The sequence below is a fragment of the Cohnella rhizosphaerae genome (assembly GCF_029525575.1).
Lineage (GTDB): Bacteria > Bacillota > Bacilli > Paenibacillales > Paenibacillaceae > Cohnella > Cohnella rhizosphaerae.
Window position 1 is genome coordinate 816789 of sequence record NZ_JAPDIA010000009.1, and the last position, 12957, is coordinate 829745.

At 61.5% G+C, this 12957-nt stretch carries 13 protein-coding genes and 1 pseudogene; all 14 read left to right on the forward strand.

The features are described 5' to 3' along the window. The first annotated feature begins 54 nt into the window (after positions 1-54). The 14 genes and pseudogenes from OMP40_RS37860 (at position 55) to OMP40_RS37925 (ending at position 12957) form a co-directional block, all read left to right on the forward strand. Positions 55-714, forward strand: a complete 660-nt coding sequence (locus OMP40_RS37860; RefSeq protein WP_277539340.1) for a YveK family protein — start codon at positions 55-57, stop codon at positions 712-714. Then, positions 714-1364 (forward strand): CpsD/CapB family tyrosine-protein kinase, encoded by a 651-nt coding sequence (locus OMP40_RS37865; protein ID WP_277539342.1) that lies wholly within the window; start codon positions 714-716, stop codon positions 1362-1364. Before OMP40_RS37860 ends, OMP40_RS37865 begins: the two co-directional genes overlap by 1 nt. Before the next feature lie 208 nt (positions 1365-1572). Further along, a complete protein-coding gene (gene galU, locus OMP40_RS37870) occupies positions 1573-2463 on the forward strand; it encodes a UTP--glucose-1-phosphate uridylyltransferase GalU (RefSeq protein WP_277539344.1) in 891 nt (296 codons plus the stop codon). A gap of 36 nt (positions 2464-2499) precedes the next feature. Next, positions 2500-3168, forward strand: coding sequence for a sugar transferase (locus tag OMP40_RS37875; protein ID WP_420872140.1), 669 nt, complete (start codon positions 2500-2502; stop codon positions 3166-3168). Between the two features lie 29 nt (positions 3169-3197). After that, entirely contained in the window at positions 3198-4565 is a 1368-nt protein-coding gene (locus OMP40_RS37880) for a UDP-glucose dehydrogenase family protein (protein ID WP_277539349.1), read from the forward strand. 40 nt (positions 4566-4605) lie between these two features. Beyond that, positions 4606-5676, forward strand: coding sequence for a glycosyltransferase family 4 protein (locus tag OMP40_RS37885; protein WP_277539351.1), 1071 nt, complete (start codon positions 4606-4608; stop codon positions 5674-5676). 66 nt (positions 5677-5742) lie between these two features. Further along, positions 5743-6876 (forward strand): hypothetical protein, encoded by a 1134-nt coding sequence (locus OMP40_RS37890; RefSeq protein WP_277539353.1) that lies wholly within the window; start codon positions 5743-5745, stop codon positions 6874-6876. After that, a complete protein-coding gene (locus OMP40_RS37895; RefSeq protein ID WP_277539355.1) occupies positions 6869-7150 on the forward strand; it encodes a hypothetical protein in 282 nt (93 codons plus the stop codon). The genes OMP40_RS37890 and OMP40_RS37895 overlap by 8 nt, the downstream gene beginning before the upstream one ends. Before the next feature lie 18 nt (positions 7151-7168). Then, positions 7169-8236 (forward strand): glycosyltransferase, encoded by a 1068-nt coding sequence (locus OMP40_RS37900; protein ID WP_277539357.1) that lies wholly within the window; start codon positions 7169-7171, stop codon positions 8234-8236. A 145-nt stretch (positions 8237-8381) separates the two neighbouring features. Next, positions 8382-8924: pseudogene (locus tag OMP40_RS42930) on the forward strand (lipopolysaccharide biosynthesis protein); the annotation flags it as partial. A gap of 79 nt (positions 8925-9003) precedes the next feature. Continuing rightward, positions 9004-9621 (forward strand): polysaccharide biosynthesis protein, encoded by a 618-nt coding sequence (locus tag OMP40_RS37910; protein ID WP_277539362.1) that lies wholly within the window; start codon positions 9004-9006, stop codon positions 9619-9621. 28 nt (positions 9622-9649) lie between these two features. Next, the gene (locus OMP40_RS37915; RefSeq protein WP_420872119.1) at positions 9650-10603 is read left to right on the forward strand and encodes a glycosyltransferase family 2 protein; all 954 of its coding nucleotides are present in this window, start codon (positions 9650-9652) and stop codon (positions 10601-10603) included. A 6-nt stretch (positions 10604-10609) separates the two neighbouring features. Further along, the gene (locus OMP40_RS37920) at positions 10610-11794 is read left to right on the forward strand and encodes a glycosyltransferase family 4 protein (protein ID WP_277539366.1); all 1185 of its coding nucleotides are present in this window, start codon (positions 10610-10612) and stop codon (positions 11792-11794) included. Next, complete coding sequence (locus OMP40_RS37925) at positions 11791-12957, forward strand: glycosyltransferase family 4 protein (protein WP_277539368.1); 1167 nt, start codon at positions 11791-11793, stop codon at positions 12955-12957. The genes OMP40_RS37920 and OMP40_RS37925 overlap by 4 nt, the downstream gene beginning before the upstream one ends.

Sequence of the window (12957 nt, forward strand, 5' to 3'; positions counted from 1 at the left end):
TTGTCCTTGCGGTGTTGGTCGCCTGCGCTTCCGCTTTTTTTTTATTCGCGAAGCATGGAGTCCGATTATTATTCGGCCAGTACCAAGCTGATCGTGAACAAAACCTCCCAAGTGCTCGGCGGCGAGCAGATGGACCTGAACGCGATCGGCGTGAGCATGCAGCTCATGGGCACCTACGCGCAAATCATTTTATCGCCGGCCATCATGGATAAAGTCGTCGAGCAGTATCCCGATCTCGGGTTGAGCTCGAATAGCCTCATGGGCATGGTGACCGTCCGGCCGCTCGGCGAAACGCAGGTCATGGTCATCGCCGCGCGCGACACGAGCTACGCCAGGGCGGCAGAAGCCGTCAACGCCGTCACGGACGTCTTCAAGGCGGAGATCCCCAAGATTATGAAGGTGGACAACGTGACGGTCCTGAACAAGGCGAAAGAAAATGAACCGACCGCGCCCTCCGGCCAAAACCTCACTAAAAATATAACGATCGCCTTTCTTGTCGCCTTCACGATGGCGACCGGCGTCATCGTCCTCCTGGCTTATTTGGATACGACGATCAAGTCGGAGGAGGAGATCTGGCAGTTGTTCGGCGTTCAAACCTTTGCGGTCGTTCCGCGCATGAGGGCAAGGGATTTTCGCCGCAAGCCCAAAAAAGCGGAGAGCCCGGAGCGGCCTGTTCATGCGACCGCTACGATTAGAACGGAGGGCAAAGCCTGATGACCACCCCCGCATTGAAATCCGCGACCATTATGGACAGCAACCCCTTTTCGCCGGTCTCGGAAACGTACCACACCCTAAGAGCCAACATTGAATTTCTGTCCAACAAAAACCCGATCGAAGCGATCACGATCACTTCGACCGAGTGGGGCGAAGGCCGGACCACCACGGCGGTCAATCTGGCGCTCGCCTACGCGAGATCCGGCAAGAAGGTGCTGCTCATAGACGCGGATTTGAGAAGACCGACGCTGCATGCGATCTTGGGGCAGCTTCGCAGAGACGGGCTCAGCAACTACCTGGCCAATCAACAGACGCTGCAAGACATCGTCAAGGAGTCCGGCTATGCCAACCTTCACGTCATTACGGCGGGCGATCAGCTGCCGGGACCGACCGAATTGCTGTCTTCGGGAAGGCTGGGCGAGCTGTTCGAGGAACTGAAAGGCCGCTACGACCGCGTCATCGTGGACGCTTCGCCGCTGACTGCCGCGGCGGACGCGCAGATCGTAGCCGCTTCAACGGACGGCGTCGTGCTCGTCGTCGCCTACGCGAGTACGAAGCGGGCAGAGCTGCAGAAGACCGCGAAGACGCTCTCCCAGAACGGAACCCCGTTGCTCGGGATCGTGCTGAACAAGGCGGAAGGCAACGGATAAAAGCCATTCATAACAATCGATGCGTCGGATCGCGGGCGCAAGGTGATGTCTACCGGACCTTTATCACCGTAGGCACTCGGCCATGCTGTGGGTGAATGTTCACCTTAGGCGTGCATCGTCAAGGGTGTGGCGTGAGGAGGGGTTAGATGCCCCGTTTTTACTTGTTTGGTTTGATTTCCGAACGATTGACCGGAGGTGAAGCTGCTTTATGAACAAAGTCCGCAAAGCGATTATTCCCGCGGCAGGGCTAGGCACCCGATTCCTGCCCGCGACGAAAGCCATGCCGAAGGAAATGCTTCCGATCATCGACAAGCCTACGATTCAATACATCGTGGAAGAGGCGGTCGAATCGGGCATCGAAGACATCATCATCGTGACGGGCAAGGGCAAGCGGTCGATCGAGGATCACTTCGACCACGCCTTCGAGCTGGAGAACAACCTGGCCGAAAAGGGCAAGCTCAAACTGCTGGAGGAGGTCCGACGGTCCTCGAAGGTCGAGATTCACTACATTCGGCAAAAAGAGCCCAAAGGGCTGGGCCACGCGGTTTGGTGCGCGCGCCGGTTCATCGGAGACGAGCCCTTCGCCGTCCTGCTGGGCGACGATATCGTCCGCGCCGAGGTGCCTTGCCTCAAGCAGCTCATTCATCAGTACGAGCAGAGCGAAGCGCCGATCATCGGCGTGCAGCCCGTATCGGATCAGGATACGCAGCGTTACGGCATCATCGATCCCGCAGGCAAGGACGGTCCGCTGTACAAAGTGGCCAGCTTCGTAGAAAAGCCGGCGCCCGGCACGGCGCCGTCCAATCTTGCGATCATGGGGCGATACGTGCTGACGCCCGAAATATTCAAATTTCTGGAGCTGCAGGAACAGGGCGTCGGCGGCGAGATTCAACTGACCGACGCGATCTCCAGATTAAACGAAGTCCGGCAAGCCTACGCCTATCATTTTTCGGGCAGACGCTACGACGTCGGCGAAAAGCTCGGCTTCATTTTGACGACGATCGACTTCGCGCTGGAGAACGAAGAGCTTCGCAAACCGTTGCTGGAGGCCATGGACCAACTCATGCAGTCCGCTTATACGGCTGGCGCGATCGGTTAAGGGGGATCTATGGCGAAGTCTTCGAAGGACATGGAGATGGCATATGCCGGCGTCCCCTATCATGCGGCGGGACGCGCGAAGAGCGCGCCGAGATCGCATCGGTCCTACGAGCGTTCCAAACGAATGCTCGATATCCTCATGGCCTCCGTCGGATTGGCCGTGCTGAGTCCGCTGATGGCGATCGTGGCGATCTTGATCAAACTCGACGATCCGCGCGGCGGCGTCTTGTTCAGGCAGGTGCGCGTCGGCAGGTGGGGACAGGAGTTCACGATGTTCAAGTTCCGTTCGATGGCGTCGGACGCCGAGCAACGGCTCGAACAGTTGCTCCAGCTTAACGAGATCCAGGGCAAAATGTTCAAAATGAAAAACGATCCGAGAATTACGAGAATCGGCCGATTGCTCCGAAAGACGAGTCTCGACGAGCTGCCGCAGCTATGGAACGTGCTGCTGGGCAACATGAGCCTCGTCGGTCCGAGGCCTTCGCTGCCGAGGGAAGTGGCGCAATATACGATCGCGGAGCGGGAAAGGCTGCATGTCATTCCGGGCTGCACGGGATTGTGGCAGGTCAGCGGGAGAAGCCGATTGAGCTTCGAGGAGATGGTCGCGCTGGACCTGCACTACATTCGCCATCGGAATCTGCGCATGGATATCGGACTCATCTTCCGTACGTTCAAGGTCATGATTCTGAAAAGCGATGCGTACTGAGCATAGCATGACGACGCCGGAGGTTAACGATGAAGGTAACGGTAATTGGAACGGGTTACGTCGGGCTTACGACAGGCATTTGCCTGGCCTATATCGGACATGAAGTCATCTGCGCGGATACGAACGAGAGCAAGATCCGGCAGCTGCGTGACGGCGATGTTCCGATCTATGAGTTCGGCTTGCCGGAGATGCTTGCGGCTTGCGGCGAGCGGATTCGATTTACCGCGGAGTGCCGGGAAGCTGCAGGCGCGGCGGATATCGTCATCCTGGCCGTAGGCACGCCGGCCAAGGCGGAAGGCGCGCCCGAGCTTGCGTATCTTTACGCGGCCATGGAAACGGTGCTGGACGGCATCGCCGAAAAGGCTGCGCCGACGCTCATCGTCAATAAAAGCACGGTCCCCGTCGGCACCGGCGACAAGCTGGCGGCGATGGCGGCGTCCAGAGGAATCTCGGAGCGCGTGGAGATCGCCTCCAATCCCGAGTTTCTGCGACAAGGCAGCGCGGTACCGGATACGCTGTATCCGGAACGGATCGTCGCCGGCGGCTCGCCCGCGGCGCAAGCCGCGTTAAGGGCGCTGTACGGTCCGCTCCTCCGGCAAGACTTCTCTCCTCCCGCTTTTGCGCCCAGGCCGACCGGTCTTGCGTCGGTTCCCTTTTATGCAGTGGATCTGAAAAGCGCCGAGCTTGGCAAGTATGCGGCGAACGCCTTTCTGGCCATGAAGATCAGTTTTATTAACGAGATGGCCAATCTGTGCGATCGCGTCGGAGCGGACGTCTCTGCGATCGCCGGAATGCTGGGATCGGACTCCCGCATCGGAAAGGCGTTTCTGCAGGCGGGCATCGGCTACGGCGGAAGCTGTTTTCCGAAGGACACCAAGGCGCTGCATCACATTGCGGGCACGAGCGGCTACGATTTTAAGCTGTTGTCCGCCGTGATCGAGGTGAACCGGTTCCAGAAATACGTGCTCGTCGGAAAACTCCGCAGCGCATTAGGCACGCTTGCCGGCCGGCGGGTGACGATACTGGGACTCACCTTCAAGCCCGAGACGGACGATATGCGCGAGGCGCCCAGCCTGTCGATCATCGAGGCGCTGCTGGCCGAAGGGGCGAACGTGATCGCGCACGATCCGGTCGGCCTTCGGGCGGCGAAGGCTTTGCTGCCGGCCGAGGCCGGGACGACCCTGAATCTGGACGAGGCCCTGCAGGACGCGGATGCGGCGGTGCTCGTCACCGAGTGGCCGGTCTACCTGAATTACGGCGGACGTACCTATCGCGAGCGAATGAAACGGCCGATATTCGTGGACGGCCGCAACGCTTTGCCCGCCGCCGACAGAAGCTGGCTCGACTATTACGGGGTGGGGATGCGCGCGGTGCCGTCGGCGGCACTCTCGACATGAACCCCGGGCAAGCAGAACGCCGATGGAAGGGATGAGAATTTTGGGCGCTACGAGCAAGTCGATCGCGGTGATTGCCTACGAGCTTCCGTCCGACCGGGAGCGTACGGGAGGCGTGAGCCATTTTAACCATCGATTGTGCAACCGGCTAAGCGAAATGGGGCATCGCGTCACCGCCTATACGGTGAGGGCGGCCGAAGAGGTGGAGAGTGCCGCTTACCGGATCGTCACGGTCGCGGAGAATGCGACCCGGGGCAGATTGCGCCGCTATTATACGGCACCGTTGCTGGGACGAAAACTGTCGTTCGACGACTACGATCTCGTGCTGTCGAGCGGCGACGATTGGGCTATGCGAAGGTCCGGGACGCCATGGGTCAGAATCATGCACGGCAGCGCCTGGCGGGAGTTGACGCACAACAAGCGCGCGATTCGAAAAGCCAACCTGCTGTTCCAATACGCGCTCGAACAAGTCTCCGCCGCCCGTTCGACCGTCACGCTGTTTAATTCGGGCGACACCCGCAGGCTGTATCCGAACAGACCGGCCGATCGGGTCGTGCATCTTCCCATCGATACCCGCCGCTTTTCGCCAGGTCCTAAAAACGATGCGCCGACGCTGCTGTTCGTCGGAGGACTCGACAGCCGCAAGCGGGGCGGATGGCTGCTGGAGCTGTTCAAGGCGCGAATCCGGCCTTCGATTCCGTCCGCGCAGCTGTGGATGGTATGCGAGCCTGGCGAGGAAGCGCCGGGCGTCACTTATTTTCGAATGGTTTCGCAGGAACGGCTGGCCGAATTGTACAGGCAGGCGCATGTTTTTTGCATGCCTTCGACCTACGAGGGCTTCGGCATCCCTTATCTCGAGGCGATGGCCAGCGGCACGCTGGTCGTCACGACGCCGAATCCGGGCGCGATCGAGCTGCTGGCCGGCGGGCAGTACGGGCGAATCGTGGAAGACGGCGCGCTGGCGGACGCATTGATCGAATCGCTGCTCACGCCCGCCGATCACGTTCGTTGGACGGCTCCGGCGCTCAGGTGGGCAAGGAATCACGACTGGTCCGTGCTGGTAGACGAATTTCTGGCGGCTGGCGCGGGACCAAGCGAGGCTAATACGCGATAAATGAGGGATAACGGTTGAGAGCGACGGATGTAGCAAGCCTGCGAATGAAGCATAAAAAAGGCGTGGATGCCGATCCTCCGGAATGCGGCGATGCTAACGATCGGTCTGGGCGTCTCCGCGTGGATCGGGAAAACGGTCATTTTTCGGCCCGAGTGGCTGCTGCAGGCTTCGATTCTGTTTCTGATCCTGATCCCCGGCTTTATTCTCGCGGCGACGAACGCTTCCAAATTGATACCGTACGTCATCTTGATCTGGCTCGTGGGGCCGGAGATACGCAGATTGACGGATTGGGCGATCCTTGGCTCCTATTCCACGTTGACGCTGTTGAGCTTGTCGCCCGTGCTGGCGACTTCGCTGCTGGCGCTGCCGCTTTTCCGAAGCGAGCGCGAGCCTTCAAGAAAAGAGCTTCGTTTGATCAAAGCCTACATGCTTCCCTTTGCCTACGCAGGCGCGGTCGGCTTGCTTTTGAACAAGCTCGCGGGCTTTTACGGATTGCTGAATTACGTCGCGCCTTTGTTTCTTCTCTTCTACATGATGCTGCGCAAGTCGGACGACGGGGAACGCGCGGCGTGGATCCGGTTTTATGTCACGATGGGCTCGCTGTTATCCGTCTATGCCTGGTTTCAATATTTGACGTTGCCGGCTTGGGACAGAATGTGGATCGAAGGCGCCCGGATGGTGTCTTTGGGTCCGGCCGAGCCGATGCAGTTCAAAGCGTTCTCCACGCTGAACGCCAACGGCGCTTTTTCCATTTTCCTCGTGTCCGCGATCATGCCCGCGATCATGAACCGCAAATGGCGCGGCCCGTTCGGCTGGGCCGGCATTCTGCTCATGATCTCCGCGCTTTCCATTACGCTTGTCCGAGCGTCCTGGATCGTTCTGATCATCGAGATCGTTTTTTTCATCCTGCTCGCGTCCGGCGCCAGCAGGCTTCGGATGATCAGCATCGTGGGCGTGCTCGTCGTCGCGGGGTTTCTCGTGTTTCCGCATCTTCCGGGCGGGGGAGGCTTTGTCGGATCGCATATCGACGATGGGCAATTTGAAAGAGGACACGTCCGCCAACGCCCGTCTGCTCATCGTGCTCCACACGATTCCCGATCTCATCTCGCATCCGTTCGGGAGCGGACTTGGCGGCATCGGCAGAAGCACGCTACTGAACGGCGGCTCGACCGACTTTTCCAGCCTGGCATCCGTGGATAACGGGTATCTCGGCGTGTTCGCGACGTTCGGATTGCTGGGAGGCGCGCTCGTGTTCAGAGCCATGTGCCTTCAAGGCATGCTGATCCGAGGCAGCGGCGACGGGCCGCTTCGAGACCTGGGACTGATCGCCCTCGTCGGATTGCTCGCAAGCTTCTTTTTTCGGAGGAGAGCTCGCGACTTTACAGGCGGTGATCTTCTGGTTATTCACGGGACTGGCGCTTGGCAGAAGCCAGGATCAAGACGCCGGGTTGCCTGCGGAGGCCATTGCATCTGAGCAGGAAAGGGTGACAGTATGAGCGCGATTCCAATCGTAGTCGTCAACCATGTCGCGGCGCTCGGCGGAGCCGAACGCGTGCTGATGAACTGGCTTGAACGCGTGGACAGGGAACGCATCCGGCCGGAGATCGTGCTGTTGGAGGAAGGTCCGATGGCCGGGCAAATCCGCGAAATCGGCTTAAACGCGCACGTCGTTCCGTCGGGCCGCATCAGGCAGCCCGTCAAATTTGCGAAAACGGTAGGCGCGATCCGCGAGGTGATACGCCGATCGAAGGCGCGACTGGTACTGAGCTGGTCGCCCAAGCCGCATTTTTACGGCGGGACGGCCGCCTGGCTCGAACGCGTCCCGGCCGTTTGGTGGCAGCACGGAGTGCCTTCCGGCGGGCTGTTCGACAAGTCGGTGAGCTGGCTGCCGGCGCGGGCCGTCGTCTGTCCGTCGTCGGTCGTGTCGGATGCCCAGCGCAAAGTGCGGGCGTCCAGACAAACGTTCGTGCAGCCCCCGGGCATTCCGATCGCCAAGTACGAGATGGACGGCGGGGTCAGGCGCGCGGTTCGCGAATCATTGGGATTGGCGGAAGGTACCACGCTTTTTTCGTTCATCGGACGACTTCAGCGGTGGAAGCGGACCGATCTGGTGATTCGATCGTTTCGCGAAGCGCTGAAAGGAAAGGATGCGCGGCTGCTGATCGTAGGGGGCGCGTTGTTCGGCGTCGACACCGACTATGAGATTGAGCTGAAAAGGATGGTCGACACCGCCGGTTTGTCCGAACAAGTTCACTTTGTCGGTCATCAGCGCGCCATCGAGCCTTATCTGTGGGCGAGCGACGTCGTGGTCAGCAGCTCCGTTGCCGAGCCCTTCGGCATGGTCGTCGTCGAGGCGATGGCCGCCGGCCGGATCGTACTGGCGGTCGACGGCGGGGGACCGGCCGAGATCGTGCGGCACGGCGTAGACGGCATCCTGTACGACGGCAGCGGGAAGACCTGCGCCGCTGGATGGCCCGGATCGTCGCCGACCGCGGCGCTTACGAGAAGCTCGGCCAGGCGGCGGCGAGACGCGCCGGAGAAACCTATGCGTCGCAGGTGATGAGCGAACGGTTCGGCGAATTTCTGGAGCGCTCGCTGTCCTCGTAATGCAGGGAGAAAGGGGGAACTTTGCAATGAAGCGCCTATTCATATCCAGTTTTATGCTTAATATCGCGGTTATGGCGCTCAACATCGTGACGGGCATCATGATGGCAAGATGGCTGGGGCCGTATGCGAGAGGAGAGTTCGCGGCGGCTACCCGCTGGGCGATGCTGCTCATCGGGTTGTTCGCGGTAGGCTTGCCCGGCGCGATGATCTACCTGGGCAAGCAGCATCAGGAACGCCAGCGGGAGCTGCTCGGCGCCTACCTGGTGCTCGGCGTCGGATTCGGCGCGTGCGGCTTGATCGTCGGCGAGCTGGCGCTGCCGCTGTTGCTGGGCGGCGAATCGGGCGAAGCGCTGAGATACGCCCGCATTGCCATGCTGTGCTTGCCGTTCGCGGTTCTGACCGACGGATTGATCGGCGCGCTCCAGAGCCGCAACCAATTTAAAAAAGTGCTGACGCTCCGCGTGCTGAGCCCGGTCGGACAAATCGCGGTCATCGGAGGGCTGGAGGCGTCGGGCGGGCTGACCGTAGGCGGCTTGATCTGGTTCAATACGGTGCTGTGGGGCGGGCTGACGTTCGTGTTGACCATGATCTGGGTCGTGCGCGCGATTCGCCCCCGGCTGCGGCATTTCCGGACGCAGGCCAAGGATCTTACGACGAACGGGGTCAAGATTTTCGGCGGCTCGCTCGTCGCGATCTTCGGGGGGCAACTTCGATCAGATCGTGCTTTCCCTGGCCTTGTCTCCCTATTCGCTCGGCCTGTACGCGGTGGCTTCGAGCGTCGGCGGTTTGCTGCCGTCGATCGTCGTCGGCGCGCTGGGCGTGTTTTTGTGGCCGAAACTGATGGATCTGAACGAGGAACAGCGTCAGCGCAAGGTGGAGAGCATCCACGCCCTATTGTTTTACGGCAGCTTGGCGGTAACCGCCGTCGGCGCCGCGCTTCTTCCCTTTGCGCTGCCGCTGCTCTACGGACGCGCGTACGAGCCCGCCGTTTGGATGGGGCTTTTGCTGCTTGCGGGATCCCCGCTGAGAATATGCAGCGCGGTATTGATCAACTACTTGAACACCGCAGGCAAGTTCCACGCCGTGACGCTGTCGGAGATCGTCGGCCTGTCCTCGGGATTCGCGATCATGCTGGCGCTGCTGCCCGTCTCGGGCGGGATGTCGGCAGCCATTGCCATGCTGGCCGCCTCCGCGGTCAAATGGCTTTACGCGGCGGTCGTCGCTTGCCGGACCGGATTTTCGATTGCGGCGCTGTTTAAGCCGGACGCGCTCAGGCTCGACTGGAGAAGGATCAGAGCCGCGCGGAGGCCCGCCGTCAATCCCGGGTCCGAAGGTTGAATCTTACAAATCGGTTGGAGGGTGCGGGATGCTGCATGTAACCGTCATTGTTCCCTCGTACAGGCGTCCGGACGATCTGGTCCGATGCCTGGAGGGGCTTGGTCGCCAGCTATATACGAGTTATGATGTCGCGATCGTCGTCAGGGACGGCGACGAGGAGACGAAGGCGCTTGCCCTGCGTTGGCGCGAGACCCCTTCCGGCTACGGAAAATCGGTCGTGGAGGTTTCGCAGACCGGCGTTCTGGCGGCCATGAAGGCAGGGACGAAGGGGGCCTCCGGCAGCATCGTCGCTTATACGGACGACGATGCCGTCCCTCGCCCCGACTGGCTGGAGAAGCTGGTCCGGCACTACGCGGACCCGCGCGTCGGCGGAGCGGGGGGGCAGAGACGTTCAGCCCGGCATACCGGCCAAGCCGGGATGCAGCGTCGGCATCGTCACGTGGTACGGGAAGCTGATCGGCAACCATCATGTCGGAGACGGTCCCGCCCGCGAAGCGGACGTCCTCAAGGGCGTGAACCTGTCTTTTCGCAAGGAGCTCGCCGTTTTCCCCGACGACTTGCGCGGGACCGGCGCGCAGGCGCATTTCGAGGTCCATATGTGTCTCCGGGCGAGACGGCTTGGGTACAAGCTGATTTACGACGCATCGGCCGTCGTCGATCACTATCCCGCCCCGCGCTTCGACGAAGATCAACGAGGCAGCGCCGTTCCCGAGGCTGCAGCGAATGCCGCTTACAATCTTCAGCTCGGCATACTCAGATGGGGCGGTTCGTTTCGGGCGGCGGCCCGTCTCGTCTATGCGGCGTTGATCGGGGACAGAACATCGCCGGGCATCGTTCGGCTCGCGATCGCCTGGATTCGCGGAGAGCGCTCCGTCGCATCCTCGTTCGTGCCGGGGCAACGCGGGTATTGGCTGGGGTTGAGACGATGGGTGTCCGGTGCAGGCGGCGCCGGGATCGGATCGGCTGGCCGGGGGATCGGTGAGCCGGAATGAACATTTTGCAGATCGCGGATCACTTCGGCCCCACGGGCGGCCTTGAACGATTCATATACGAATTCACGATCCGGCTTGGCGAACGCGGCATTTTCTCAAAGGTCGCGGTGATGGAATTGGACGGACGGCACGATTGGGGAGAGACGCGCATCGATGTCAGCCTTCTTCCGCGCGATAAGGAAGCGTGGGAGGCCATGGCGGAACGCTTCCGGCCCGACCTGATCGTATGGCACGCAGGACCGGAAACGGCCGGAATCGCCGAGCTGCTGTCGGCTTATGCGCCCGTGGCCGCAACCGTTCACCGCCCGCTTTGTCCGTCGGGTGCGCGGCTCTTTCGCGACGCCGACGAGATTTGCGTTCATCCCACCGGCGCGGGCTGCCTGTTCAGATGGTATGCGCGCAAATGCGGGACGAACGTATCGCCGCTGGAGGCGCTGCGCGCTTTGAAGCGGAGCGGCGGCCTGATCGGTGCGCTGCGCGGCTGCGGGCGCGTCTACGCGGTCAGCCGTTCGATGAGCGACTTTCTGGCGCTGGAAGGGATCGATCCCGGGCGGCTGTGCGTGATCGACAATTCCTTCGACGACAACGACATGGCGGTTTATCCCCCGCTGCAGAGACGACGCGGCGAGGAAGAGCTGGAATTGCTGTACGTCGGCAGGATTAACTATACCAAAGGCGTGCAGTACCTCCTGCGGGCGGTACGGCGGCTGTTGGACGACGGCCATCGGGTTCGGGCGACGATCGTCGGCGACGGCTGGTTTACGGGGAAGATGCGGGAGCTTGCCCTGGAGCTGGGCTTGCAAAGAGAGGTCGTTTTCACGGGGCACGTGAACGGCTCGGCCATCGACGCCTATTACGACAGGGCGGATCTTCTGGTCGTGCCGTCCGTATGGCCGGAACCGGCGGGACTTGTCGTGCCCGAGGCCAGGCGCAGAGGCAAGCCGGTCGTCGTATTCGACGCGGGCGGGCTGTCGGAATGGCAAGCGTACATGGACGGCGTGTATACGGCGAAGCACGCGGATATTCAGGATTTGGCCGAGACGATCTTGGCGGCTTCGAAGGGCGACTTTTCCCGCGAACCCGCGAGCCAGGTCAAGCCGATTGCGGTCAAGCGCGCGAATCTGATCGAGGACCTGTTGACGATAAACCCTACGCTCGGAAAGGAGGCGGCCGGAAAATGATATTACCGATCTATGCCGGAAGCTCGTCCGGCTTCGGCGAAGGCGGGCTCGGCGGACATCTCAGCTTTATTCAAAAAGCGGCCCATGCGGCCGGGCGTCCCATTCAAATCCTGTGCCGCGAAAAGCCGGCGAAGCTTCCTCCGGAAAGCTGCCTTGCCATTCCTGCGCCGGCCTGGACGCGGGCGATGAAGTATTCGCCGATCCGCTGGTCTCCGGCGATCCAGTCGGCGCTGATCGGGCGTCAATTCGACGTACGGGCCGCGGAACGTCTTCCGGAACGGCCGATCGTCTATCATTGCTTTCCGGGATTCGCGGAGGAATCCTTCAAAAAGGTGAAGCGCTGGGGCGGCGTCACCGTCCTGGAGGCCGCGACGACGCATGCGGACCACGTCTACGAAGTGACCGAAGCCGAGCACCGAAAATATCGGATGGGCGGCTCGCCGTTCTCGCGGCAATGGCTTCGGCGGGTTCGGCGGGAATACGAGCTCGCCGACTATATAACGATAGCGTCGGCGCTTCAGCGGGACAGCTTTATCAGCCGCGGCGTGCCTGCCGAAAGGCTGCTGTACGCGCCCCTTGGCATCGACACCGCCAGATTCGCGGGCCCCTCGCCCGAAGCCCGGCGGAGAACGGACGGCTCGAAGTTCCGCATCGTGCAGGTGGGGCAGATCACGCTGCGGAAGGGATTTATGTATCTGCTCGAGGCCGTCCGGCTTCTGAACGATCCGGAGATCGAAGTCGTGCTGGTCGGCGGCATCGGCTGGCGTGCGATCAGGGAGTCGATCGACCATTACAAAAGTCTCGGCGTCGCGATTCGCCATGCGAGCGGCGATCCGCTGCCGGCGCTTCGGGAAGCGCATCTGTACGTACATGCCTCCGTGGAGGACGGCTTCGGCCTGGCGCCGCTCGAAGCGATGTCGTCCGGTCTGCCGGCCGTCGTGACGAACCAGACGGGCATGCAGGATCTGATCGAAGACGGCCTGGACGGACTCGTCGTGCCGAGCAGGGATTCCCGGCGTCTGGCCGAGGCGATCGCGCTGCTCAAGAAGGACGAGGCCAAGCGGCTCGCCATGGGCGAGGCGGCGGCGCGAAAAGCGCGAAATTACGACGCGGGCGCCGCGGCCCGGCGCTACGCGAATACATTGCGTCCAGCTTGGGGGTAA